A 23846-nucleotide genomic window follows, 5' to 3' on the forward strand; every position below is an offset into this window, starting at 1 on the left:
CAAGGGGTCATTCCATGCACTTAAACGAACTCAAGGCACTCCACGTGTCTGAAGTCCTCAAGCAGGCTGAAGCGCTTGAGATCGAAAACGTCGGCCGCATGCGCAAGCAGGAGCTGATGTTTGCGATCATCAAGAAGCGCGCCAAGGCCGGCGAGCAGGTCTTTGCCGACGGCGTGCTCGAAATCCTGCCCGACGGCTTCGGCTTCCTGCGCAGCCCCGACACCAGCTTCACCGCCAGCACCGACGACATCTACATCTCGCCGAGCCAGGTGCGCCGCTTCAACCTGCACACCGGCGACATGATCGAAGGCGAAGTGCGCACGCCCAAGGACGGCGAGCGCTACTTCGCGCTGACCAAGCTCGACAAGGTCAACGACGGTCCGCCCGAGCAGAACAAGCACAAGGTGATGTTCGAGAACTTGACGCCGCTGTTCCCCAAGGAACAGATGAAGCTGGAACGCGACGGCGTCAAGAGCGACGAGAACATCACGGGCCGGATCATCGACATCATCGCCCCCATCGGCAAGGGCCAGCGTGCTCTGCTGGTGGCGCCGCCCAAGAGCGGCAAGACGGTGATGATGCAGCACATCGCCCACGCCATCAGCGCCAACTACCCCGAAGTGCACATGATGGTGCTGCTGGTGGACGAGCGACCTGAAGAAGTGACCGAAATGCAGCGCACCGTGAAGGGCGAGGTCATTGCCTCGACCTTCGACGAGCCCGCCGCGCGCCACGTGCACGTGGCCGAAATGGTGATCGAGCGCGCCAAGCGCCTGGTCGAGCTCAAGAAGGACGTGGTGATCCTGCTCGACTCGATCACCCGCCTTGCCCGCGCCTACAACAACGTCGTGCCTTCGTCGGGCAAGGTGCTGACCGGCGGTGTCGACTCCAACGCGCTGCAGCGCCCCAAGCGCTTCCTGGGCGCGGCGCGCAACGTCGAAGAAGGCGGCTCGCTGACCATCATCGGCACCGCGCTGATCGACACGGGCAGCCGCATGGACGAAGTGATCTTCGAAGAGTTCAAGGGCACCGGCAACTCCGAAATCCACCTGGACCGCCGCCTGTACGAAAAGCGCGTGTTCCCGTCGATCCAGCTCAACCGCAGCGGCACCCGTCGCGAAGAGCTGCTGCTGGCTCCCGAGATCCTGCAGAAGACGCGCATCCTGCGCCAGCTCATGTACAACATGGACGAGATCGAGTCGATGGAGCTCATGCTCAAGAACATGAAGGCAACGAAGACCAATGTCGAGTTCTTCGACATGATGCGCCGAGGCGGCTGAGCCCCCTCGCGATCGTCGCCCGAAAGCGCGTCGTCCCCATTGGGGCGACGCGCTTTTTTCATGGTGCCAAAGCCCGGCCCTCGCGTGCGCTGCGAGTGCCCAGGTCGAGCAGTTCCATGAGTGCCACCGCCTCCTCAGGCGGCACTGGGTTTAATGCGATGCCGAGGATGGCGTCGCGCACCGCGGCGTAGTAATCAACGTAGTTGCCGCGGCGGTTGGGCACCGTGCTCTCGCGCACCCAGTTTTCGACCGCCACCGTCTTCAGTTCACCCAGCAACGGGTCCACACCCCAGTCGTCGCCGCCCGGGCGGCCTCCGGCGCGCAGCGCGTCTTCCTGCGGATCGACGCCGTGCTTCACATAGCTGCCGCGTGTGCCGTGCAGGATGTAGCGCGGCGCGGCATGGGCGGCCAGCGTGGTGGCGTGCAGCACCACGCGCAGCGGCGCATGAGGACCGCTTTCATAGCGCAGCACGGCGTGAAAATAGTCCTCGACCTGCGCGCCCTCTCGAAGCACCGCGGTGTCGAGCTGCAGCGTGTCGGGCTTGCCGAACAGCTGGACCGTCTGGTCGACCAGATGGGCGCCCAGGTCGACCCAAAGACCGGAGCCGGGCACTTTCTGCTCGCGCCAGCGGTCGCGCACCTCGGGGCGGAAGCGGTCGAAATGCGACTCCAGGTACACCGGCCGGCCCACTTCGCCGCTGGCCAGCAGGTCCTTGAGCGTGAGGTAGTCGGCGTCGAAACGGCGATTCTGGTAAACGGAGAGCACGCGATTGTTGCACTCGGCCAACAGCTCGAGTTCGCGCGCTTCGGCGGCATCGAGCGTGAAAGGCTTGTCCACCACCACGTGCTTCCCGGCTTCCAGGGCTGCCTTGGCGACCGGAAAATGCTGCGCATTGGGGGTGGCCACCACCACCAGGTCGATGTCCGCCCGAGCCACGAGCGCATCGACGTCGGGCACCACGGCCACGCCAGGCCATTCGGCATGGACTTTGTGCGGCTGCGAGCTTGCCACGGCCGCCAATTCGAGCCCTGAAACGGCCGAAAGCACTGGCGCATGGAAGGTCTGGCCGGCAAAGCCGTAGCCGACGAGGCCGGCGCGCAACGTTCTGGAGGTCATCTGAGAGGCCGCCTTTCGCTCAAAACGGCCAGTATGCGATAATCGCTGGCTCCGCGAAAAGTGCGGCTGGGCGTTTTGCCCGGCGATTCCCCACCCGGGATGGCTTGCCCCTCTGTAGGGCGAGCTTGTGGCTCTCGCATCGACCCCAAAGGAAAGACCATGGCAAAAGAAGGCATCCACCCGAATTACCGCGAAGTTCTGTTCGTCGACATGTCGAACGGCTTCAAGTTCGTGACCCGTTCGTGCGCGAACACCAAGGAAATGGGCAAGACCGACGACGGCCGCGAACTGCCGCTGTTCAAGCTCGACACCACCAGCGAATCGCACCCGTTCTACACCGGCACCCAGAAGTCGGTCGACAACATGGGCGGTCGCGTCGAGAAGTTCCGCAACCGCTTCGGCAAGACCACCGGCGCTGCTTCCAAGTAAAGCACGCGCTTTCGCATCGAGGGCAGCCCGGTTTACCGCGCTGCCCTTTTTCTTTCCCAAGACTGCCGTCCGAACCACCTTGTGAACCAGCCCACCCCAGCGATCGTTGCCCAAAGCGCCGTGCGCCGGTTGCCGCGCATCGCATTGCTGTTGTTATGCGCCGCCTACCTCCTGCCGGGCCTTTTGGGCCGCGGCCCCTGGAAAAGCGCGGACATTACCTCGTTCGGCTACATGGCCGAGCTGGCGCGCAACACCGAGGGCATCTCTCGCTGGTTCGACCCCCTGCTCCTGGGCCTTCGGCCCGAAACGCCGGCGCTCATCCCGTACTGGATCGGTGCCTGGGCGATCAAGATCGCGCCCTCGTGGCTGCACCCCGACTTGGCGGTGCGCATCGTCTTTGCACTGCTGCTCTGGGGCACGTTCACCGCCACCTGGTACGCGGTCTACTACCTTGCCCGCACCTCGCGGGCCCAGCCGGTGGCTTTCGCATTCGGCGGCGAGGCGCGCCCGACCGACTACGCCCGCGCGATTGCCGACGGTGGGCTGCTGGCCCTGATCGCCTGCCTGGGGCTGGCCCAACTCGGCCATGAAACCACGCCGGCACTGGCACAGCTGTACTTTGCCTCGCATCTTTTCTACGGTGTGGCCGCGTTGCCGTACCGACGGTTGGGCCCGGTCATCGCGCTGATGGTCGGCACCATCGGCATGACGCTGAGCGGCGGGCCGACAGTCGGCCTGGCGCTGGCGGTGGGCAGTGCCCTCTTCATGGCCTATGAGCGGCGCACCGCCAAGGCCGAGGCAAACACCGCCACCGACGAAAGTCCCGGCTACAGCAAGGATGCACTGGCCACGATGATTGCAGCCGCGCTGGTGGCCGCGGCGCTGGCCGCCGGGCTGGGCCTGCTGCAGTGGAAGATCCAGCTACCCGGCCAGCATCCGAGCAGCACCTCTGTGCTGGGCGACGTGCGCAGCCAGGCCAAGCTGCTGGTGTGGTTCACCTGGCCGGTCTGGCCTCTCGCTCTCTGGACGCTTTGGCGCTGGCGCCGGCTGCTCACCGCGCGCCACGTGGCCCTGCCGTTCTGGTTTGCGCTGGTACCGCTTGCCGCCACCTGGACCACCGACTATTCCGACCGGTCGCTGCTGCTGGCGCTCCCCGCCCTCGCCACGCTGGCAGCTTTTGCGCTGCCCACGTTCCGGCGGAGCGTGGCGGCGCTGATCGACTGGTTCAACGTGCTGTTCTTCAGCGGCCTGGCGGTGCTCGGCTGGATCTACTGGGTCGCCATGCAGACCGGCGTCCCGCCCAAGCCGGCGGCCAGCGTGGCGCGGCTGGTGCCCGGCTTCGTGCCCGAGTTCTCGACCATTCCCTTCGTGCTGGCCCTGGCCGCAAGCATCGCCTGGTGCTGGCTGGTGCGCTGGCGTACGGGGCGCCACCGCGCGGCACTCTGGAAAACACTGGTGCTTCCGGCCGGCGGCACTGCGCTGTGCTGGATGCTGCTGATGACGCTCTGGCTGCCTTCCATCGACTACGCACGCAGCTATGTGCCGCAGGTTCGTGCGGTGGCCGAGCGTGTCGGCCAGCCAAGCTGCATCGCCGAACTGGCGCTCAGCCGGGCGCACATTGCGGCCCTGAAGCACCACGGCCGTTTCAACCTGCAGCCGCTGCTGCTTGGCACCAACTGCCCCTGGCTGCTGGTGAGCCCCGACACCATCGAGCGGCTGCACCTCATCATTCCCCTGGAGAAATGGCACTTCAGTGGCACCCTCCGCCGGCCCAGCAGTGCAACCGACGACCTGCTGCTCTACCAGAAGATCGCACCGTAGCAAGTGATTGGCGAACGAGGCCTGATCGCGCGGCACGCCGGCACGGTGCTGGTCGGCCAACTGGCCGTGATGGCGTTTGGTGTGACCGACACCATCGTGGCCGGCCGCTATGCCGAGAGCGCGCTGGCGGCTTTGTCGGTGGGCGCGGCCATCTTCATCAGCGTTTTCGTCTCGCTCATGGGCGTGCTGCAGGCGCTGTTGCCGGTGTGGGCCGAACTGCACGGCGCCGACCGCAGGAGCGAAGTTGGCCGCTCCGTGCGACAGTCGCTCTACCTGAGCGGCATCACCATCGCCATCGGCATGGTCGTGCTGCTCTTCCCCGGTGCCGTGTTGCGATGGACCCAGGTGCCTCCCGAGATGCGCGCCGGCGTGGAGGCCTACCTGGCTGTGCTCGCCTTCGCGCTTCCGCCCGCCCTGCTCTTCCGTCTTTTCAGCACGCTGAACCAGAGCCTCGGCAAACCGCAGGTCGTGACCTGGCTTCAGCTGGGTTCGCTGTTCGTGAAGCTGCCGCTGTCGATCTGGTTCACCTTCGGCGGTGCCGGACTGCCGGCCATGGGCCTGGTGGGCTGTGCGTGGGCCACACTGTGCGTGAACTGGAGCATGCTGGGCTGCGCGGTCTGGCTCCTGCGCGGCAGCTCCTTCTACAAGGACTATCGCCTCTGGCAGCGCATCGAAGCACCCGACTGGCGGCAGATTCGCCAGTTCGCGAGCCTTGGCATTCCGGGCGGCCTCGCGGTGCTGGTGGAAGTGACTTCATTCACGCTGATGGCGCTGTTTATCGCGCGCCTCGGCACGGCCGCAGCCGCCGCGCACCAGATCGCCTCGAACCTGCTGGCAGTGGCCTACATGGTGCCGCTCTCCCTCGGCATTGCCACCAGCGCGCGCGTGAGCTTCTGGCTCGGCGCCGGGCAAGCGATCAAGGCTCGCCGCGCCTGCCGCATGGGCTTTGAGCTCACTGCGCTTTGCGCCCTGTTCTTCGCAGGCGCACTGGTGGCGCTGCGCTTCCAGCTGGCCCATGTGTATTCCGACAACCCAGCCGTGATTGCGCTTGCCGCAGCGCTATTGCTGGTGGTGGCGGTGTACCACTTTGCCGATGCGCTGCAGACGCTCTGCGTTTTCGTGCTGCGCTGCTACCGTGTCACGCTTGTGCCGCTGGTCATTTATTGCACGCTGCTCTGGGGGTTCGGGCTCGGCGGGAGCTACCTGTTGGCCTACCGCGGGCTCGGCCCCTGGCCCGCGATGCAGTCGCCCTTGGCGTTCTGGCTCATGAGCGCGGGCGCGCTCGCTGTCACGGCCGTGTTGTTCGGCGCGCTGCTGCGGTGGACGATGCGGCGTTCACTTCGCTAGCACCCGCGCTTCGCGCACCCGGGTGGCCGGGAACACGAGCGCAAAGCGAGAGCCCTTGCCCACCGTGCTCTGGATGCGCAACTCGGCGCCATGCCGCTGCGCAATGTGCTTCACGATCGCCAGGCCCAGCCCGGTGCCGCCGGTCTCGCGCGAACGACTGCGGTCGATGCGATAGAAGCGCTCGGTCAGCCTCGGAATGTGCTCGGCGGCAATGCCGGGGCCGGTATCGCGCACCGCGTATTCGCCGCGTCCGTCGGGCAGCAGCCGCCAGCTCACAGCCACCTCGCCGCCACCTGGCGTGTAGCGGATTGCATTGCTCAGCAGGTTCGACATGGCGCTCTGAAGTTCGGTCGGCGCACCGGAGATTTCGGACTCGGCCTCGATGTCGAACGAAAGGCGATGGCCCTGCGGCGCCAACCGGCCCGACAACCCGCGCGCTTCGTCCTCGCAATGCGCCATGAGCGCGCGGATGCGGATCCACTGGCTGCCGGACGGCGCCGCACTGCCCTCCAGGCGCGAGAGCGTCAGCAGGTCGTTCACCAGCGTTTCCATGCGGTGCGACTGCTGGCTCATCAGCGAGAGATACCGTGCACGCTCGTCCGCATCGAGCGGCAGGTTCTGTAGCGTTTCGACAAAGCCCGCCAGCACGGTGAGCGGCGTGCGGATCTCGTGCGAAACATTGGCGACGAAGTCGCGCCGCATGGCTTCGGCCTGCTCAAGCGCCGTGATGTCCCGCGTCAATAGCATGCGGCGGTTGCCCGCATACGGATGCACCTGCACCGACAGGCGCACCGGATGGCTGCGCTGCTGCGCCTGGCCCGGGCCGGAAGCATCGATGACGACGTCGCGGCTGTAGTTCCACGACGCAAGGTAGGCCACGAAAGCGGGGTCGCGTACAAGATTCGCAAGATGCTGCAGGAGATCGCGTTCGGCATCGATGCCGAACTGGCTTGCCGCCGTCTGGTTGCACCATTCGATGCGACCCTGCTCGTCCAGCAGGATCACGCCGTTGGGCGAGGCTTGGATGGCCGCCAGGAACTCCTGCAACCGGTCTTCGGCCTGTCGCGTCTGCTGCTCGCGTTCGCGCAGCAGCTTGCGGATTCGCTCGGAGAGTTCGCCCCAAACACCGGCTCCGCGCGTCGGCAGGCCTGCCGCGTTATTGCGCAGCACCTGCAGCAGGCGCTCGGCCCGCCATGCATCGAGAGCGAGCCACAGCGCCGCGCCCAGCCAGGCGCCCAGCCATCCGAACTTCCAGCCAAAAATAGCGCCAGCGCCCACTCCTATTGCAATGGACGCTATGAGAAATGTAGCAATACGGAAAGGCATGGCGGGCGATTATCCGCGCCCGCGGACCATGAAAGCCGGCGCGATCAAACCGTGACTTGGGCCGTCAGGCGATAGCCGGCGCCGCGCACCGTTTCAACCATGGGCGAAGCGGCGCCCAGCGATTCGCGCAGGCGCTTCACGTGCACGTCGACCGTGCGTTCCTCGATGTAGACATGGTCGCCCCACACCTTGTCGAGCAGCTGCGCCCGGCTGTGCACGCGCTCCGCGTGCTGCATCAGATAGGCCAGCAGCTTGAATTCGGTCGGACCCACCTTGAGCGCATTGCCCTGCCAGGTGACGCGGTGCGTGGCGGTGTCGAGCGCAAGCTCGCCGATTTCCACGCGTTCCGTGACCACCTCGGGCGCGCGGCGGCGCAGCACGGCGCGGATGCGCGCGAGCATTTCCTGCGTGGAAAACGGCTTGGTGATGTAGTCGTCGGCACCCGCATCGAGACCGGCCACCTTGTCGGGTTCGTCGCCTCGCGCCGTCAGCATCAGGATGGGGATCGCCTTGGTGCGCGCATCCTTGCGCCACTGGCGTGCGAGCTGCAGGCCGCTCTGGCCCGGCAGCATCCAGTCGAGCAGGATCAGATCCGGCAAGAAGGCGTCGATCTCGCGCTGAGCAGCCGCGCCATCCTCTGACCAGATCGGCTCGAAGCCGTTGTGGCGCAGGTTGACGGCGATCAGCTCGGCGATCGACGACTCGTCTTCTACGATCAGGACTCGGGGTTTCTTCATGCTTTGCTTGGAGTCGTTCGCTCGCTGTTACTTCAACGCCGATTCGATTTCCTGCATCGAAGTGTGCCGCACATCGGCACCCTTGACGATGTAGATGATGAATTCGGCGATGTTCTTGGCGTGGTCTCCAATGCGCTCGATGGCCTTGGCCAGGAACAGCAGGTCGAGACTGGCGGAGATCGTGCGCGGGTCTTCCATCATGTAGGTGACCAGCTTGCGCACGAAGCCGTCGAACTCCTTGTCGATCAGGTCGTCGTCCTTCAGGATCGACAGCGCCGCGGCCGTGTCCAGGCGCGCGAACGCGTCGAGCGCGGTGCGCAGCAGGCCCGAGGCCAGGTCGGCCGCAATGCGCAGCTCGTTCGAGGGCAGCGCGCGGGCCGAGCCGCTCTCGATGATCGACTTGACCATGCGCGCGATCTTGTTGGCCTCGTCGCCCACGCGCTCAAGGTTGGCCGTGGTCTTGGAGATGGCAATCAAAAGGCGCAGGTCGCGCGCCGTCGGCTGGCGCCGCGCAATGATCGACGACAGCTCGCGGTCGATCTCGATCTCCATCGCGTTGACGCGGTGCTCGGTTTCCATCACGCGGTCGGCCGCGTCGGCGTCGAACTGCAGCAGCGCATACACCGCCTGGTGGATCTGCGCCTCGACCATGCCGCCAAGCTCCATCACGCGCGACGAAACGCCGTTGAGTTCGCTGTCGAACTGGCTGGAGAGATGTTTTTCAGTCATGTGTGCCTCCTTGGCATCAGCCGAAACGGCCGGTGATGTAGTCCTCGGTCTCCTTGCGCTGCGGCTTGAAGAACATCTGCTCCGTCGCGCCGAACTCGATCAGGTCGCCCAGGTACATGTAGGCGGTGTAGTCGCTGCAGCGTGCGGCCTGCTGCATGTTGTGCGTCACGATGACCACGGTGTACTCGTTTTTCAGCTCGGCAATCAACTCCTCGATCTTCGCAGTCGAGATCGGGTCGAGTGCGGAGCAAGGTTCGTCGAGCAGCAGCACTTCGGGCTTGATGGCAATGCCGCGGGCAATGCACAGGCGCTGCTGCTGGCCGCCGGAAAGCCCCGAGCCGCTTTGCTGGAGCTTGTCGCGCACTTCGGTCCAGAGCGCCGCCTTCTTGAGCGCCCACTCCACGCGGTCGTCCATTTCGCTGGCGCTCAGGTTCTCGAACAGCTTCACGCCGAAGGCGATGTTGTCGTAGATCGACATCGGAAACGGCGTGGGCTTCTGGAACACCATGCCGATCTTTGCGCGAATCAGCGCCACGTCCTGCTTGGACGTGAGCAGGTTCTCGCCGTCCAGTGCAATGGTGCCTTCGGCGCGCTGCTCGGGGTAGAGCTCGAACATGCGGTTGAAGGTGCGCAGCAGGGTCGACTTGCCGCAGCCCGACGGACCGATGAAAGCAGTGACCTTGTTCTCGGGGATCTCGAGGTTGATGCCCTTGAGCGCGTGGAACTTGCCGTAGTAGAAGTTCAGGTCCTTGACCGAGATCTTCGAGCGCGACGGTGTTGCGACGATATTTGGCATGGTTGCTACTTCTTCTTGAATCAGAGTTTGTTGCGCGTGAGGACGCGCGCCAGGATGTTGAGTGCGAGCACGGCCACCGTGATCAGGAACACGCCGGCCCAGGCCAGCTGCTGCCAGTTTTCGTACGGGCTCATCGCAAACTTGAAGATCGTCACCGGCAGGCTGGCCATCGGTTGGCTGATGTCGGCGGTCCAGAACTGGTTGTTCAGCGCGGTAAAGAGAAGCGGAGCGGTTTCGCCGGCGATGCGGGCCACGGCCAGCAGCACACCCGTGACCACACCGGCACGCGCGGCGCGCAACGTGATGCTCAAGATCACTTTCCACTTCGGCGCGCCGAGCGCATAGGCCGCTTCACGCAGTCCCGGAGGCACCAGTTGCAGCATGTTCTCGGTGGTGCGAATCACCACCGGAATCACGATGAGCGCCAGAGACAGCGCACCCGCGAGACCCGAGAAGGTCTTGAAGTAGGCCACCACCACGGCATACACGAACAGGCCGATCACGATCGACGGCGCCGACAGCAGGATGTCGTTGACGAAGCGCGTCACAGATGACAGCCAGCCCTTGGGGTTGTACTCGGCCAGGTAGATGCCAGCCATGATGCCGATCGGGGTGCCCACGAAGGTGGCCAGCGCCACCATCACGAACGAGCCGAAGATGGCGTTGGCGATGCCGCCCGCCTCGTTTGGCGGCGGCGTCATCTCGGTGAACGTGGCAAGCGCCAGGCCGCCGAGGCCCAGGCGCAGCGTCTCCCACAGGATCCAGACGAGCCAGAACACGCCGAACACCATCGCCGCGAGCGACAGCGTGAGCGCGATCTTGTTGACGCGGTTGCGCGCGGCAAACTTGGCCTGGCGGGTTTCAGCGAGCGCCTTCGCGCTCAAGAGGCTTTCAGCAGTACTCACGACTTGGTCCCTTCGCTCTTCTTCATCTGGGCCAGCAGCACCTTCGAGAGCGTCAGCACAACGAAGGTGATGAAGAACAGCACCAGGCCGAGATACATCAGCGCAGCCTGGTGCAGGCCCGCGCCGGCTTCGGCAAACTCATTGGCAAGTGCCGAGGTGATGCTGTTGGCAGCCTCGAACACCGACAGCGAATTGAGCTGGTTCATGTTGCCGATCACGAAGGTGACCGCCATCGTTTCGCCCAGCGCCCGGCCAAGGCCGAGCATGATGCCGCCGATCACGCCGGCCTTGGTGTAGGGCAGCACGACCTTCGAGACCACTTCCCATGTCGTGGAGCCGAGACCGTAGGCCGACTCCTTGAGCAGCGGCGGCGTCACTTCGAACACGTCGCGCATCACCGAGGCGATGAACGGAATGATCATGATCGCGAGAATGATGCCGGCCGAAAGAATGCCGATGCCCACGGGAGGACCCGACACCAGCGCGCCGAGGTACGGCACGCCGGCAAGCAGCTTCTGCAGCGGCTGCTGCACCCAGGTTGACAAGATCGGGCCGAACACCAGGAGGCCCCACATGCCGTACACGATCGACGGCACGGCGGCGAGCAATTCAATGGCCGTGCCCAGCGGGCGCTTGAGCCAGTTGGGTGACAGCTCGGTGAGGAACAGCGCAATGCCGAAGCTCACCGGCACGGCAATCACCAGCGCGATGATCGACGTGGCCAGCGTGCCGTAGATCATGACCAGGCCGCCGTACTCGTTCTGCACCGGGTCCCACACGCTGCTGGTGAGAAAGCCCAGGCCGTACTTCGAGATGGCGGGCCAGGCGCCGGCGATCAATGACAGCAGGATGCCGATCAGCATCGCGAGCGTGAGCAGCGCGGCGCCCTTGGCGGCCCAGCCGAACAGACGGTCGGCCATGGGGCCCGAGCGCGGAGCCTTGGCAGGCGGCGGCGCGGTGGCGCGGCCGCGTTCAGCCGCGAGGTCGATCGTGGATGCGGAAGCAGGATAAGTGGATGACACGGGTCGCTCCGGCAATGACGAATGCGGCGCGTCCTGGAGCGAAGAGCTGCTCATGGATGCGCCGTTCTTGACTTTAGGGTTGATGGCTTACTTGAAGGCGACCGGCTTGCCCGATGCATCCTTCACTTCACCCCATGCCTTGGCGATCGTGGCCTTCACGGCATCGGGCATCGGCACGTAGTCGAGATCGTCGGCCGTCTTGTCGCCGCCCTTGTAGGCCCAGTCGAAGAACTTGAGCACGGTGGTCGCGTTGGCGGGCTTGTCCTGCACCTTGTGCATCAGGATGAAGGTGGCGCCGGTGATGGGCCATGCATCCTTGCCGGCCTGATTGGTCAGCACCTGGTAGAAGCTCTTGTTCCAGTCGGCGCCAGCGGCGGCGGCCTTGAAGGCCGTGTCTTCAGGCGAGACGAAGTTGCCGGCCGCGTTCTGCAGCTGGGCAAAGTTCATCTTGTTCTGCTTGACGTACGCGTACTCGACATAGCCGATCGAGTTGGGCAGGCGGTTCACGAAGGCAGCAACGCCTTCATTGCCCTTGCCACCCGCGCCGGTCGGCCAGTTCACGGCCGTGCCCTCGCCGACCTTCGTCTTCCACTCGGCGTTGACCTTGCTCAGGTAGTTGGTGAACAGGAAGCTGGTGCCCGAGCCATCGGCGCGGCGAACCGGCGCAATGGCAGCGTCCGGCAGGGCCAGCGAGCCATTCAGCGCCTTGATGGCGGGGTCGTTCCACTTGGTGATCTTGCCCAGGTAGATGTCGCCCAGGACCTGGCCGTTGAGCTTCAGTTCGCCAGGCTTGATGCCTGGGATGTTGACCACGGGAATCACGCCGCCGATGACGGTGGGGAACTGCATCAGGCCCTTGGACTGGAGTTCTTCGTCCTTCAGGGGCGCATCGGAAGCGCCGAAATCGACCGTCTTGGCTTCGATCTGCTTCAAGCCCGCGCCCGAACCAACCGATTGGTAATTGATCTTGACGCCCGTGGCCTTGTTGAAATCGGAGGCCCACTTGGCATACAGCGGCGCCGGAAAGCTGGCGCCGGCACCGGTCACGTCTTGTGCGAAAGCGGGAACATGGGCGAAGACCGCGGCCACGAGGCCGGCGGCTGCAAATTTGAAAGTCGTTTTCATATGGCTTCCGTTTAGAAGTAAGAAGTAGTCCCTTTCGGGCTTGGAACGGACTCTAGGAAGCTTGTGTGACATCGGTGTGACACCCGGCCGTAGAGGGAAAATGGCGCTGCTCCCTCCCGGCGTTTGTGACGCTGTCACACAAACGTCATTCGCCGCGCCTAGCCTTTCGAGCCTCGCCACCGGCGAATCGCGGGGGCGGCGCACCTGTCACGGCGCTACGATCAGAGATACCGCCCTCTTCACTACAACTACATGCAAAACGGCACCCGCCTCGCCGCAGTCGATCTCGGCTCCAACAGCTTCAGGCTCGAGATCGGCCAGGTCGACCACGGCCAGATCCACCGCACCGAATACCTCAAGGAAACGGTGCGCCAGGGCAACGGCCTGGACAGCGCCCGAAACCTCACGCCGGAAGCCATGCAGCGCGGCTGGGACGCGCTCGCCCGTTTTGGCGAGCGGCTGGCCGGGTTCAAGCGCTCGCAGGTGCGCGCCGTGGCCACCCAAACGCTGCGCGAGGCCCGCAACCGAGAAGAATTCCTGCTGCGCGCGCGCACCATCCTGGGGTTTGGCATCGACGTGATTCCAGGCCGTGAAGAAGCCCGCCTGATCTACCAGGGCGTGGCGCACATGCTGCCGCACACCGATGCGTCCGACCGGGAACGCCGGCTGGTGGTCGACATCGGCGGGCGTTCTACAGAAATGATCATCGGACGCGCAATGGACGCCGAGCTGATGGAGTCCTACCGCGTCGGCAGCGTCGCGTGGTCGATGAAGCACTTCGCGGAAGGCCTCTTCACCCCGGCGGCATTCCGGGCCGCCGAGGTGGCTGCCAAGGCCGTCCTGGACGACGCGCTCTCGAGTTACACCCGCGACCAGTGGGACGTGGCCTATGGCGCATCAGGGACCATCGGCGCGGTGGGCGACGTGCTGGCCGCGGCAGGCGGCGAGCCGGGCCTGATCACCCGCGACGGCCTCGACTGGCTGGTCGACCGCCTGCTCAAGGCCGGCAGCACCGACAAGCTGCGCATCGACGGCATGCGCGAAGACCGCAAGCCCGTCATCGGCGGCGGCGTGAGCGTGCTGCGGGCGGTGTTCGACCTGCTCGGCATCGACGAGATGAAGGTGGCCCAGGGCGCGCTGCGCCACGGCGTGCTCTACGAATTGCTGGAACGCGACGAAGGCGTGGCCGACATGCGCACCGCCACCGTGGCGCGGCTGGCCAACCGGTTCGCTGTCGACACGGCCCAGGCCCGTCGGGTCGGCGAAACAGCCGCGGCACTGTACGTGCAGCTCGCACCCGCCGCGCGCGGCGGCAGCTCCGGCAGCCGCGCCGGGCGTGCGCTGCGCAAGCTCGGCTGGGCAGCGCAGCTGCACGAAATCGGCACGCTGGTTTCGCACAGCGACTATCACAAGCACGGTGCCTACATCCTGGACAACACCGATGCGCCCGGCTTTGCCGTCAACGAACTGCACGCGCTGGGCCAACTGGTGCTGGGGCAGCGCGGCAAGCTGCGCAAGCTCGATGCCGCATTGGAAGACGAGACCTTCGTGATGCAGCTGCTGTCGCTGCGCCTTGCGGTGATCCTATGCCACGCCCGCCGCGATCCCGATCCGCGGGCACTGCATCTCGCGACGCTGGGCGCCAGGGCATTCACGATCGCCTGCGCGCCAGACTGGGCCGAGGCCTATCCGCAGTCCGCACACCTGCTCCGGGAAGAAGTGCTGGCCTGGCAGAAGACCAGCAGTTGGCGCGTGGAACTCAGCGGCTGCTGAGGCGCTTCACTTCACTTCGCTTTGCGTTGAGGCTGCGTCGAGGCCGGCCGTACGCGTGGGCTCGGCGGTGGCAGCAAGACGCGGCTCGTCGGCGCCGAACATCTCGGAATAAGCCGGCTGCACAGCCTGTGCAAAGCCCTGCCTGAGCCCTTCTCGCGCTCCTTTGGAGTCCTGAAGGAGGCCCTCGTACATGAAGTAGGCCGGTTGCGCCAGGTCGGCGGTGTGGGTTGCCTGGTACACCACCGACTGCTGCTCGTCGCGCAGCACCTGCTCGACGGCGACGAAGGGCTTGAAGCTGGACGTGGAATCGGGGGCGCCGTACGCTGCCGTGATCCGCATCGTCAGCGTGCCGTAGCCAGGGGTGGGCCGATGTCCGAGCGCCTTCATCTCGGCGACCGGGCCGTTGACGCGGTAGGCGGGTGTCAGCTTCACTTCGCGGCCGCTCTCCCGCAGGCGCGCCGCGAAATTTTCCGCGAATTGCCTGCTGAGGGACGGGGCGGCCGCGCTATCGTTCTTCAGTGCCGCCATGAATTCCTTGCTGCGCCGCTCGTTGCGCTCGCCCAGGTTGGCCCGGCTGCCCACTTCGAAACCAAGCGCTACCAGCGTGCCGACGGGTCCCAGAAACCCGGCCAAGCCCACGATGGCGGAACCGCCGCCGTCCACCACGGTGAACTGGTCTTCTTCGTTGTAGAGGAGTTCGATCTTTGCCAGCGATCGGGTGGCGTCGGGGCGTGCCTGCAGTTCGGGCTGGTGTGTCGCACATCCGGCCAGGAGGGCCGCGGCTGCAAGCAGGAATACAAGCGTTTTCATGGCGACTGCGGGGAAGGACCGTTGCGGCAGCGTTCGCCGCCCACTTTGTAAGTTATCGATGCTATTTGTGACTAAATGCATCTGACCCGGGCAGTATGCCAGCCTGGCCCGTTCCGGCCCTTGAGATTTCGTTAAAAAGTTCTCGTCCGGCGCAGATTTAACGCACTAAGTTCTCATGCATTGCGCCAAGAACTCAGCGGGCTTGCGCAGCTTCAGTTGAGCTCGAGGCAGCTGTCTGGGTCGAGGCCGCCCGAACCGTGCGCGGCTCGTCGTCCCCGAACATGCCCGCATAGGCCGGCTGCACGACCCGGTCGAGCCCCTGCTTCAGCCCTTGATGGGCAGCTGCGGTGTCCTTGAGCAAGCCGTCGTACATGAAGTAGGTCGGCTCAGTCACATCAGCGAAGCTGGACGCCTGATGGATTACTGCCTGCTGCTCGTTGCGCAGCAGCTGCTCGACCAGCACGAACGGCTTGAAGCTCGACGTCGCATCAGCGGCGCTGTACGCCGTCGTGATTCGCAGGATCAGCGTGCTGTAGCCGGGCGTGGGACGGAGTTCGGGCACCTGCATCTCGGCGAGCTGTCCGGTCGCGCGCATGAAAGGCGTCACTTTCACCTCGCGGCCGCTGCTGCGCAGGCGCGTTGCCAGTTGCTCCGCGAATTGTCTGTTGAGTGTCATGGCCGCGCCGCTGCTCTTCAAAGCCGCTGTGAACTCCTTGCTGCGCTGGTCGGTGCGGGCGGCCATGCCCATCCGGCTGCTGGTGTCAACGGTCAGAGCCAATATCGCGCCGATGGGCCCCAGGAGCCCCGCGAAGCCCGTCAACCCGGAGCCGCCGCCGTCCGTGACGATGAGCTGGTCTTCCTCGTTGTAGATGAGTTCGACCCTCACGATCGAGCGGGCAGCTTCGTAGCGGGCCTTCAGCGCAGGCTGGGAGGTGTTCGTCGCACAGCCCGACAGGAGGGCTGCGGCAACGAGCAGAAGCGTCAGCATATTCAACGACATGCATGCGTCTCGGCGCAGCATGCTCGTGAAGCTTTTTGGCAGCGGGTGGAGCAGTTTCATGCGTGTTCCCCAGTGAATTGGCCGGCTGGAGCCGCTTCTTTCCCCTCATCGGGGCAAGGCGTCTTGCCGTGGAGTCACTGTAGAAATTGCGCCCCGTGCGCACATGAGCGGTGCGCACCTTCTCCCGGGAGACAAGCGCCCCGCCGCCTTTGGCTGGCCCCATGACAAAGCGCCTGCCCGAAAGAGGCGGTCAAAGATTGCCGCCGCGAAGACGGCGATGGGTGCTAGAGAAGCTCGGGAGACTGCACGGTGACCACCACGGTCTGCACGTCGCCGTCGCGTTCGCGGGTCCGGATCCACCACAGGGAACCCTTGCGAACCGGGCAGCTGTCCTGCTTCAGGCCGAGAAGCAGAGAAATGGCCTGCCCCACCGATGGCTGATGGCCGACCATCAGCACCACCGACTTGCCATTCGGCCAGCCGGCCGCGCCCAGCATGGCCTCGGGCGTGGTGTCCGGCGCGAGTTCGGAGCGCAGCTTGTATTTGCGGCCGAGGGCGAGCACGGTCTGCTCGCAGCGCCGTGCAGGGCTGCAGATGATGCGCGTGCCATCGGGCAGTTGCCGGTCGAGCCAGCTGGCCATGCGTTTGGCCTGCTTTTCACCGCGCGCGGTAAGGGAGCGCTGCAGGTCGTCGCAGCCCTCGGTCCAGTCCTCGGCCTCGGCATGGCGCCAGAAGATCAAGTCCATGCTTGTGGTCTTTCGGTCGTCAGTTGCTGGATGCATCGGAGTGGTGGCCTCGCAATGCATATCGGTTCATCAGCGCGGTCTGTGCGCCATGCGCTTCGATGACGCGCGACGCGCCCTCCTCGCCCGGATGGGTGTCGTGGTCGACGCGCGTATAGATGCCGTCGCCTCCCAGGCCCCAGGCATCGCGCCCGTCGTGCAGATAGGCCACCAGGCATTCGTCGATCAGGCGCTGGCGAAGGCTGGGGTCGGTCACGGGCCAAGCCAGCTCGATGCGCCGCATCATGTTGCGGTTCATCCAGTCGGCGCTCGAAAGGTAGAGCGATTCTTCCTCGCCGCTGCGAAAGTAGAAGACCCGCGAGTGTTCGAGAAAACGTCCGATCACCGAACGCACGCGAACGTTGTCGGTCAGCCCCGGCACCTGCGCCGGCAAGGTGCAAGCGCCGCGCACGATGAGGTCGATCTTCACCCCGCTCTGGCCCGCCCGCATGAGTGCGGCCACCAGTTGCTCGTCGGTGAGCGCATTCATCTTGGCGACGATGCGCGTGGGCTCGCCCGTGGCGGCCGCCAGGCTCAGCGCGTCGATCTGCAAGATGAGGTTCTTGTGCAGGTCGAACGGCGCCAGCCACATGCGGTTGAGCTTGGGCAGCCGGCTCTGGCTGGCAAGATGGACGAACACTGCTTCCATGTCGGCCGTCAGCAGCGGATCGGCCGTCAGGTGGCTGATGTCGGTGTAGAGCCTGGCGGTGCGCGGGTTGTAGTTGCCGGTGGAGAGATGGCCGTAGCGGCGCATCTGCTTGCCTTCGCGGCGCGTCACCAGCAGCATCTTGGCGTGGGTCTTCAAGCCGACCACGCCATACACCACCTGCGCGCCAATCGACTCCAGCATTTCGGCCCAGTTGATGTTGGCCTCTTCGTCGAAGCGCGCCTTGAGCTCCACCACCACGGTCACTTCCTTGCCGCGGCGCACGGCTTCGCGCAGCAGGTCCATCAGTTCAGAATCGGCGCCCGTGCGGTAGATGGTCTGCTTGATGGCCAGCACCTGCGGGTCTTGGACCGCTTCGCGCAAGAACGCGAGCACGCCATCGAAGCTCTCGAAGGGCTGGTGGATCAGCACGTCGCCGCGCTGCAGCCGCTCGAAGAAGGACTGTGCAGGAGACAGCGTGACCGGATACGAGGCGGCGTAAGGCGGGAAGAGCAGCTGCGGCTCCTCCAGCAGATCGATCAATTGGGTCAGCCGCGCCAGATTGACCGGCCCGTGCACGCGGTAGAGCGCCTGCGCGGGCAGGTTGAACTGCGCCAGCAAAAAGCTAGCGAGCGATTCGGCGCAGCTGGCAGACACCTCGAGCCGCACGGCTTGCCCGTAATGCCGGTGCTGCAAGCCTTGTCGCAATGCGGTGCGCAGGTTCTTGACGTCTTCCTCGTCCACCGCAAGATCGGAATGCCGGGTAACGCGGAACTGCGAGAAGTCGCCCACTTCGCGCCCCGGGAACATGCTGGAGAGATGCGCGCGCACCACGCTCGAAAGCGCCACGAACAGCGTCTTGCCGTCAGACACCTTGGCCGGCATGCGGATCACGCGCGGCAGCACGCGCGGCACCTTGACGATCTGGATCGGGTTCTCGCGGCCGAAGGCGTCCTTGCCGCCGAGCCGCACGATGAAATTGAGCGACTTGTTGGCCACCTGCGGAAACGGGTGCGCCGGATCCAATCCGACCGGAATCAGCAGCGGACGCACTTCGCGCTCGAAATATTCGCTGACCCACTTGCGCTGCGCCGCATTGCGTTCGCCGTGCGAAATGATGTGGATGCCGTGCTTTGCAAAGGTCGGCATCAGCTCGTCGTTGTAGAGCGTGTACTGGCGCGCCACCAGCGTGTGGGCCGCCTCGGCCAGCCGCTCGAACGATTCGATGGTGTAGCTGCCCTTCTGGTCGCCGGCACTGCTTGCAATCAGGTGCGGCGCGGCACGCACTTCAAAGAACTCGTCGAGGTTCGACGAAACGATGCACAGGTAGCGAAGACGCTCGATCAGCGGAACTTCGGGCCGGTGGGCCCAGTCGAGCACGCGCTCGTTGAAAGACAGGATGCTGTGATCGCGGTCGAGCAGCGTGAAAGCCGATGCCGCGGACGACAGCGTCCGGTCAGCGGGAGCAGATTGCATGGGCACTGATTCTGGAGCAAGCGGCACGGGAGCACATGTAGGCGGAAATATGACAGTGTCGCCCTCGTTTGTGACGTTTCCGTGACGCTCCTGTGACGCCGGCTGGCCGGCGCCCGGCTCCTCCATGCCAGACGAAGAGGCGGATGGCCTGGCAGCGGGCCGGGCAACCGCCGGCTTCATGCGCCGAGAAAGTGCTTGCGGTAGCGCGACGGCAGGTCGTCGATGCGCATCAGCATCGGCAGGTCCGCGGTGTTGAAGTCGGGGTCCCAGGCCGGCGCGCCCAGCACCTTGGCGCCCAGGCGCAGGTAACCCTTGATCAACGCTGGCGGCTCGACGTCGAGCGCGCCGTCCAGCCTTTCGATTGGCAGCGGCAGCCGCGGCTGCACCTGGTATTGGATCGGCGCCATGTGGCTGGCCGACAGCTGGCGCCAGATGCTGGCCGCCGCGTCGCCGCTGGTCACGCCGTTGTGCGACATGGGAATGCTCGCGCAGCCGATCATGGTGTCGAGCTTGTTGCGATGCATGAAGCCCGCCAGGGCACCCCAGAGCGCGAGGATTACGCCGCCCTGACGATGGTCCGGATGCACGCAACTGCGGCCCAGCTCGACCATGCGCTCGCGCAAGTCGCGCAGGCGGGTCAGGTCGAACTCGGTGTCGCTGTAGGTGCTGCCCACGCGCCGGGCCTGGGCCGGCGTGAGTACGCGGTAAGTTCCAATCACTTGTTGCGTGAGTTCTTCGCGCACCAGCAGGTGCTCGCAGAAATCGTCGAACAGGTCGATGTCGTGGCCCGCCAGCGACGTACTCACGCGTGCGCCCATTTCGCCGACGAACACCTGGTGGCGCAGTCGCTGCGCCGCACGCACTTCGTCCAGGTGGCGCGCCCAGCTCACGGTGATGCCTTGCTTGGCGTCGACGACCACCGGCGGCACCGGCACGGCAGCGGGGGCCTCAGGCACCGCCGTGCGCGCGGCGGCCGGAGCCGGCCACCAGGCGGCGCGCAGTCCGATCTGCGACAGCGGAAACGTCGGGTTGGGCAGTTCTTTCATGGGGAACCCTTTCTGCCGATGGAGTCTCTGCACCTGCGGTGAAACCCGCATGTCAGTGGCATTGCATTTGCATGACGCGGGTTACAGCGTGTTCGACGGGCATGCGCATGAGAGGGCCGCTTGGTTGTCTAATGCGTTGGGTCCGCGACAAGGAGCTTCTGTACATGGCCACAGCCGCAAGCAGCAATTTCGACAATCGTCTTCACCAGACCTTTCCCGTTCTGAGCGACACCGAGATCGCGCGCATTGCGCACTTCGGAGCCGTGCAGCGCTTTGCACGCGGGGAGCGGCTGTTCACCGCCGGGGAAACGAGCCCCGGCATGTTCGTTCTGCTCAAGGGCGTGGTGGCCGTCACGCAGCGCGACGGCCTGGGGCACGTGGTGCCGATCGTGCGCCAAGGCCCGGGCGAATTTCTTGCCGAAGTAGGCCAGTTGAGCGGCCGCCCTTCCCTGGTCGACGGCCATGCCGACGAAGAAGTCGAAGCGCTGATCGTCCCGCCGGCACAGCTGCGCGCGCTTCTCGTGGCCGAGGCCGATCTTGGCGAGCGCATCACCCGTGCGCTGATCCTGCGACGCGTGGCGCTGATCGAATCCGGCGCCAGCGGGCCGGTGCTGATCGGCCAGCCGCAGTCGCCGGACATGGCGCGGCTGGAGAACTTTCTTCGCCGCAACGGCCACCCCTATCACTTGGTCGATGCGGCGGAAGATCCTGATGCCGCGGCGCTGCTGGAACAGTACGGCACCTGCAAGTTGCTGGCCGTGTGCCCTGATGGCTCGGTACTGGTCAATCCGGCGGAGGATGCGCTGGCGCGCTGCTTGGGCATGGTCGACACGGAAGAGCGCGACGAGCTGTACGACGTGGCCGTGGTCGGTGCCGGCCCCGCCGGCCTTGCGACCGCGGTGTATGCGGCCTCAGAGGGGCTGCGCGTGATCGTGCTCGACTGCCGGGCCTTCGGGGGCCAAGCCGGTGCCAGCGCGCGCATCGAGAACTACCTGGGCTTTCCGACCGGCATATCGGGCCAGGCGCTAGCAGGCCGCGCCTTCGTGCAGGCGCAGAAGTTCGGCGTGGAGATGCTGATTCCGGCCAAGGTCACGTCGTTGGACTGCACGCGCGACAACCCTATTGGCGGCCTGCGCATCGCCCTTGCCGACGGCCGAACCATCAACGCGCGCACGGTGGTGATTGCCAGCGGCGCACGCTACCGCCGGCCCGACGTGCCGCGTCTTTCCGAATTCGAAGGCCGCGGCATCTGGTACTGGGCGTCTGCCATCGAAGCCAAGCTTTGTTCGCAGCAGGAGGTGGCGCTGGTCGGCGGCGGCAACTCGGCGGGCCAGGCCGCGGTGTTCCTGTCGCGCCATGCCGCCAAGGTCAACGTGCTGGTGCGCGGCCCTTCGCTCGCGGCCAGCATGTCGCGCTACCTGATCGATCGCATCGAGGCCACGCCCAACATCGAACTGCATCCGCACACTCAGCTGGTGAAGCTGAACGGCGGCTCGGAGCAAGGCCTCACGGGTGCGACCTGGCGCTGCCAGGACACCGGCCTCGAGCACGACTGCGCGGCGCGCAACATCTTTCTTTTCGTCGGCGCCGAACCAGAGACCAGTTGGCTCGACGGCTGCGGTGTGTCGGTCGACAAGCACGGCTTCGTGCTGACGGGCAGCGCGGCCAGCAGCGGCTTTCCGGCGCGGCCGGCCACGGCGCTCGAAGCCAGCGTGCACGGTGTGTTTGCCGTGGGTGACGTGCGCTCCGGCTCGGTCAAGCGCGTGGGCGGCGCTATTGGCGAAGGCGCTGCCGTGGTCGCGCTGATCCACCAGCATCTGTCATCCAATTCAGCCGTGGCCTGATCGGCTTCACCGTTCGTCAGCCGCTTGGGAAATTCCCGCGCCTGCGCGCGTTTGAATGGCCGCGTATATGCTGCCTCCCTCGAATCAACACCCCACATTTGGAGCCCCGCGACATGCCCGCATCGCCCATCGAGGTCTATTCATGGCCCACGCCCAATGGCCACAAGATTCACATCATGCTGGAGGAGTGCGGCCTGCCGTACAACGCCCGGCCAATCAACATCGGCAAGGGTGACCAGTTCACTCCTGACTTCCTGCAGATCAGCCCCAACAACAAGATTCCGGCCATCACCGACCCCGACGGTCCGGACGGCAAGCCGATCTCGCTCTTCGAATCGGGTGCGATCCTCGTCTACCTGGCGGGCAAGACCGGCAAGCTGCTGCCCAAAAGCGATCGCGAGCGTTACGACGTGCTGCAGTGGCTCATGTTCCAGATGGGCGGCGTGGGCCCCATGCTCGGGCAAGCGCATCACTTTCGCATGTATGCGCCCGAGAAGATCAGCTATGCCATCGAGCGCTACAGCAACGAGGCCAAGCGCCTCTACGGCGTGATCGACAAGCAACTGTCGAAGAACAAGTTCATCGCCGGCAAGACCTATTCGATTGCCGACATCGCCATTTTTCCGTGGCTGCGCAGCTGGGAAAACCAGGGCATCACCCTCACCGACTACCCGCACCTGAAGGCCTGGTTCGACGGCATTGCCGCGCGTCCGGCCGTGCAGCGCGGCGTGAAAGTGCTGGCCGATTTGCGCCAGCCGATCACCGGCGACAAGGAGCGCGAGATCCTTTTCGGAAAGACTCAATACGAGAAACGCTGAGAGGCTCAATATCCGGGCTAGAATAGAAGGCTTGTCGGGGTGTAGCGCAGCCTGGTAGCGCATCTGGTTTGGGACCAGAGGGTCGAAGGTTCGAATCCTTTCGCCCCGACCAAAAATGTGAACGCCTGCAATGACGTAAGTTGTTGCAGGCGTTTTGCTTTTTGGCTACCCCATGACAAAAGACCCAGGTACAAATGGTTGAAGCGCCCATGCGCAGCCCGCCACCGGTGGCTACCGTGGTGCCATGTCTACTTCGACATGAACACCATACCCAGGAGCCAGCCAATGAAGGATTGCACATATCCACATGCCGCCCCGACTGCCCACCTGATTCGCCGCGTTGCACGCTCCACCGCCGTGTTGGCCGTCCTCCTGTCCTCGGCCTTGGCTGGGGCGCAAACAGGCAGCGGCCAGAAGGCGAACAAGAGCGAGATCCAGCGCGGCCGCTACCTGGTGATGATCGCGGGCTGCAACGATTGCCACACGCCCGGCTACGCCCCCAAGAACGGCGAGGTCGACGAGAAGCTGTGGCTGACAGGTGACGCCTTGGGCTGGTCCGGCCCGTGGGGCACCACATACCCGGTCAATCTGCGCCTGTTCATGGCTGACATGAGCCAGCAGCAATGGGTGAAGTATGCGCGGACCATGACGCCTCGCCCGCCCATGCCGTGGTTCAACGTGCGAGCGATGACCGACGCAGACTTGAAGGCCATCTACACCTATACCCGCTCGCTTGGTCGCGGCGGCGACCCGGCGCCCGCTTTTGTTCCGCCGGGCACCAAGCCTGCCGGCCCGGTGGTGCAGTTTCCCGGATGAAATGACCTTCGCCGCAGGATGCCTGCGGGAGAGCTGATGCTTGCGTGAAGGTGTGAGATGGCCTGCCCGGAGGGGATCGAACCCCCGACAACCTGCTTAGAAGGCAGGTGCTCTATCCAACTGAGCTACGGGCAGATTCCGGGCCGGAAAGGAAGGCCGGATTCTACCCAACATCCGCGAATGAGCCTGCCGCACAACACG

The 23846-nt window shown here is 65.1% G+C and carries 21 protein-coding genes and 2 tRNA genes; 9 read left to right on the forward strand and 14 right to left on the reverse strand.

Going from position 1 to position 23846, the window contains the following annotated elements; genetic code table 11:
* Positions 1 to 14: 14 nt before the first annotated feature.
* Positions 15 to 1280: a transcription termination factor Rho gene (gene rho, locus J2X92_RS05225; RefSeq protein ID WP_021007063.1), complete on the forward strand. Its 1266-nt coding sequence runs from the start codon at positions 15 to 17 to the stop codon at positions 1278 to 1280.
* Positions 1281 to 1338: 58 nt separating this feature from the next.
* On the opposite strand, the gene J2X92_RS05230 is transcribed toward rho, so the two are convergent.
* A complete protein-coding gene (locus J2X92_RS05230) occupies positions 1339 to 2397 on the reverse strand; it encodes an oxidoreductase (protein WP_307573990.1) in 1059 nt (352 codons plus the stop codon).
* A 159-nt stretch (positions 2398 to 2556) separates the two neighbouring features.
* Between J2X92_RS05230 and J2X92_RS05235 the strand changes: the two genes are divergently transcribed.
* The 3 genes from J2X92_RS05235 (at position 2557) to J2X92_RS05245 (ending at position 5994) form a co-directional block, all read left to right on the forward strand.
* Positions 2557 to 2826 carry a type B 50S ribosomal protein L31 gene (locus J2X92_RS05235; protein WP_019653042.1) on the forward strand — a complete coding sequence of 90 codons (270 nt, stop codon included), beginning with the start codon at positions 2557 to 2559 and terminating at the stop codon, positions 2824 to 2826.
* Positions 2827 to 2907: 81 nt separating this feature from the next.
* The gene (locus tag J2X92_RS05240; RefSeq protein ID WP_307573994.1) at positions 2908 to 4647 is read left to right on the forward strand and encodes a hypothetical protein; all 1740 of its coding nucleotides are present in this window, start codon (positions 2908 to 2910) and stop codon (positions 4645 to 4647) included.
* 3 nt (positions 4648 to 4650) lie between these two features.
* Positions 4651 to 5994: an MATE family efflux transporter gene (locus J2X92_RS05245; protein ID WP_307573995.1), complete on the forward strand. Its 1344-nt coding sequence runs from the start codon at positions 4651 to 4653 to the stop codon at positions 5992 to 5994.
* Here the strand turns inward: J2X92_RS05245 and phoR are convergent.
* The 7 genes from phoR to pstS are packed head-to-tail and all read right to left on the reverse strand — an operon-like array spanning position 5983 to position 12634.
* Positions 5983 to 7320 (reverse strand): phosphate regulon sensor histidine kinase PhoR, encoded by a 1338-nt coding sequence (gene phoR, locus J2X92_RS05250; protein WP_307573997.1) that lies wholly within the window; start codon positions 7318 to 7320, stop codon positions 5983 to 5985. The genes J2X92_RS05245 and phoR overlap by 12 nt on opposite strands.
* Positions 7321 to 7364: 44 nt before the next feature.
* The gene (gene phoB, locus J2X92_RS05255; protein WP_055800201.1) at positions 7365 to 8057 is read right to left on the reverse strand and encodes a phosphate regulon transcriptional regulator PhoB; all 693 of its coding nucleotides are present in this window, start codon (positions 8055 to 8057) and stop codon (positions 7365 to 7367) included.
* Positions 8058 to 8084: 27 nt separating this feature from the next.
* A complete protein-coding gene (phoU, locus tag J2X92_RS05260; RefSeq protein ID WP_307574001.1) occupies positions 8085 to 8786 on the reverse strand; it encodes a phosphate signaling complex protein PhoU in 702 nt (233 codons plus the stop codon).
* A gap of 16 nt (positions 8787 to 8802) precedes the next feature.
* The gene (pstB, locus tag J2X92_RS05265; RefSeq protein WP_307574002.1) at positions 8803 to 9582 is read right to left on the reverse strand and encodes a phosphate ABC transporter ATP-binding protein PstB; all 780 of its coding nucleotides are present in this window, start codon (positions 9580 to 9582) and stop codon (positions 8803 to 8805) included.
* Positions 9583 to 9602: 20 nt separating this feature from the next.
* A complete protein-coding gene (gene pstA, locus J2X92_RS05270) occupies positions 9603 to 10487 on the reverse strand; it encodes a phosphate ABC transporter permease PstA (protein WP_307574003.1) in 885 nt (294 codons plus the stop codon).
* Complete coding sequence (gene pstC, locus J2X92_RS05275) at positions 10484 to 11563, reverse strand: phosphate ABC transporter permease subunit PstC (protein WP_307574004.1); 1080 nt, start codon at positions 11561 to 11563, stop codon at positions 10484 to 10486. The genes pstA and pstC overlap by 4 nt, the downstream gene beginning before the upstream one ends.
* A 33-nt stretch (positions 11564 to 11596) precedes the next feature.
* On the reverse strand, positions 11597 to 12634 hold the full coding sequence (gene pstS / locus J2X92_RS05280) for a phosphate ABC transporter substrate-binding protein PstS (RefSeq protein WP_307574006.1): 1038 nt from the start codon (positions 12632 to 12634) through the stop codon (positions 11597 to 11599).
* Between the two features lie 252 nt (positions 12635 to 12886).
* On the opposite strand from pstS, the gene J2X92_RS05285 reads away from it, so the two are divergent.
* Positions 12887 to 14407 carry a Ppx/GppA phosphatase family protein gene (locus tag J2X92_RS05285; protein WP_307574009.1) on the forward strand — a complete coding sequence of 507 codons (1521 nt, stop codon included), beginning with the start codon at positions 12887 to 12889 and terminating at the stop codon, positions 14405 to 14407.
* 6 nt (positions 14408 to 14413) lie between these two features.
* On the opposite strand, the gene J2X92_RS05290 is transcribed toward J2X92_RS05285, so the two are convergent.
* The 5 genes from J2X92_RS05290 to J2X92_RS05310 all read right to left on the reverse strand — a co-directional run bounded on the left by J2X92_RS05290 (position 14414) and on the right by J2X92_RS05310 (position 20167).
* Positions 14414 to 15217: a hypothetical protein gene (locus tag J2X92_RS05290; protein WP_307574010.1), complete on the reverse strand. Its 804-nt coding sequence runs from the start codon at positions 15215 to 15217 to the stop codon at positions 14414 to 14416.
* A 193-nt stretch (positions 15218 to 15410) separates the two neighbouring features.
* On the reverse strand, positions 15411 to 16277 hold the full coding sequence (locus tag J2X92_RS05295) for a hypothetical protein (RefSeq protein WP_307574011.1): 867 nt from the start codon (positions 16275 to 16277) through the stop codon (positions 15411 to 15413).
* A gap of 224 nt (positions 16278 to 16501) precedes the next feature.
* Positions 16502 to 16963, reverse strand: coding sequence for a SixA phosphatase family protein (locus J2X92_RS05300; protein ID WP_093019016.1), 462 nt, complete (start codon positions 16961 to 16963; stop codon positions 16502 to 16504).
* Positions 16964 to 16982: 19 nt separating this feature from the next.
* Positions 16983 to 19121: a polyphosphate kinase 1 gene (ppk1, locus tag J2X92_RS05305; RefSeq protein ID WP_307574012.1), complete on the reverse strand. Its 2139-nt coding sequence runs from the start codon at positions 19119 to 19121 to the stop codon at positions 16983 to 16985.
* A 176-nt stretch (positions 19122 to 19297) separates the two neighbouring features.
* A complete protein-coding gene (locus J2X92_RS05310; protein WP_307574013.1) occupies positions 19298 to 20167 on the reverse strand; it encodes a GNAT family N-acetyltransferase in 870 nt (289 codons plus the stop codon).
* A gap of 164 nt (positions 20168 to 20331) precedes the next feature.
* On the opposite strand from J2X92_RS05310, the gene J2X92_RS05315 reads away from it, so the two are divergent.
* The 4 genes from J2X92_RS05315 to J2X92_RS05330 all read left to right on the forward strand — a co-directional run bounded on the left by J2X92_RS05315 (position 20332) and on the right by J2X92_RS05330 (position 23645).
* Positions 20332 to 22011 carry an FAD-dependent oxidoreductase gene (locus J2X92_RS05315; protein WP_307574015.1) on the forward strand — a complete coding sequence of 560 codons (1680 nt, stop codon included), beginning with the start codon at positions 20332 to 20334 and terminating at the stop codon, positions 22009 to 22011.
* Positions 22012 to 22124: 113 nt separating this feature from the next.
* A complete protein-coding gene (locus J2X92_RS05320) occupies positions 22125 to 22829 on the forward strand; it encodes a glutathione binding-like protein (protein ID WP_307574017.1) in 705 nt (234 codons plus the stop codon).
* A gap of 35 nt (positions 22830 to 22864) precedes the next feature.
* Positions 22865 to 22941, forward strand: a tRNA-Pro gene (locus tag J2X92_RS05325).
* A 173-nt stretch (positions 22942 to 23114) separates the two neighbouring features.
* Positions 23115 to 23645: a cytochrome c precursor gene (locus J2X92_RS05330; protein WP_307574019.1), complete on the forward strand. Its 531-nt coding sequence runs from the start codon at positions 23115 to 23117 to the stop codon at positions 23643 to 23645.
* A 58-nt stretch (positions 23646 to 23703) separates the two neighbouring features.
* On the opposite strand, the gene J2X92_RS05335 is transcribed toward J2X92_RS05330, so the two are convergent.
* Positions 23704 to 23780, reverse strand: a tRNA-Arg gene (locus J2X92_RS05335).
* Between the last annotated feature and the right edge of the window lie 66 nt (positions 23781 to 23846).

Origin of the sequence: Variovorax paradoxus (assembly GCF_030811855.1) — a bacterium.
Taxonomy (GTDB): Bacteria; Pseudomonadota; Gammaproteobacteria; order Burkholderiales; family Burkholderiaceae_C; genus Variovorax; species Variovorax paradoxus_L.

Bases quoted from the DNA above. Each gene is read 5' to 3' on its own strand.
- J2X92_RS05290 (WP_307574010.1), bottom strand. From the start codon at position 15,217: ATGAAAACGCTTGTATTCCTGCTTGCAGCCGCGGCCCTCCTGGCCGGA.
- phoB (WP_055800201.1), bottom strand. From the start codon at position 8,057: ATGAAGAAACCCCGAGTCCTGATCGTAGAAGACGAGTCGTCGATCGCC.
- phoR (WP_307573997.1), bottom strand. From the start codon at position 7,320: ATGCCTTTCCGTATTGCTACATTTCTCATAGCGTCCATTGCAATAGGA.
- J2X92_RS05230 (WP_307573990.1), bottom strand. From the start codon at position 2,397: ATGACCTCCAGAACGTTGCGCGCCGGCCTCGTCGGCTACGGCTTTGCC.
- J2X92_RS05310 (WP_307574013.1), bottom strand. From the start codon at position 20,167: ATGAAAGAACTGCCCAACCCGACGTTTCCGCTGTCGCAGATCGGACTG.
- rho (WP_021007063.1), top strand. From the start codon at position 15: ATGCACTTAAACGAACTCAAGGCACTCCACGTGTCTGAAGTCCTCAAG.
- pstS (WP_307574006.1), bottom strand. From the start codon at position 12,634: ATGAAAACGACTTTCAAATTTGCAGCCGCCGGCCTCGTGGCCGCGGTC.
- pstC (WP_307574004.1), bottom strand. From the start codon at position 11,563: ATGAGCAGCTCTTCGCTCCAGGACGCGCCGCATTCGTCATTGCCGGAG.
- pstB (WP_307574002.1), bottom strand. From the start codon at position 9,582: ATGCCAAATATCGTCGCAACACCGTCGCGCTCGAAGATCTCGGTCAAG.
- J2X92_RS05235 (WP_019653042.1), top strand. From the start codon at position 2,557: ATGGCAAAAGAAGGCATCCACCCGAATTACCGCGAAGTTCTGTTCGTC.
- J2X92_RS05285 (WP_307574009.1), top strand. From the start codon at position 12,887: ATGCAAAACGGCACCCGCCTCGCCGCAGTCGATCTCGGCTCCAACAGC.
- J2X92_RS05295 (WP_307574011.1), bottom strand. From the start codon at position 16,277: ATGAAACTGCTCCACCCGCTGCCAAAAAGCTTCACGAGCATGCTGCGC.
- J2X92_RS05330 (WP_307574019.1), top strand. From the start codon at position 23,115: ATGAAGGATTGCACATATCCACATGCCGCCCCGACTGCCCACCTGATT.
- ppk1 (WP_307574012.1), bottom strand. From the start codon at position 19,121: ATGCAATCTGCTCCCGCTGACCGGACGCTGTCGTCCGCGGCATCGGCT.
- phoU (WP_307574001.1), bottom strand. From the start codon at position 8,786: ATGACTGAAAAACATCTCTCCAGCCAGTTCGACAGCGAACTCAACGGC.
- J2X92_RS05300 (WP_093019016.1), bottom strand. From the start codon at position 16,963: ATGGACTTGATCTTCTGGCGCCATGCCGAGGCCGAGGACTGGACCGAG.
- J2X92_RS05320 (WP_307574017.1), top strand. From the start codon at position 22,125: ATGCCCGCATCGCCCATCGAGGTCTATTCATGGCCCACGCCCAATGGC.
- J2X92_RS05315 (WP_307574015.1), top strand. From the start codon at position 20,332: ATGGCCACAGCCGCAAGCAGCAATTTCGACAATCGTCTTCACCAGACC.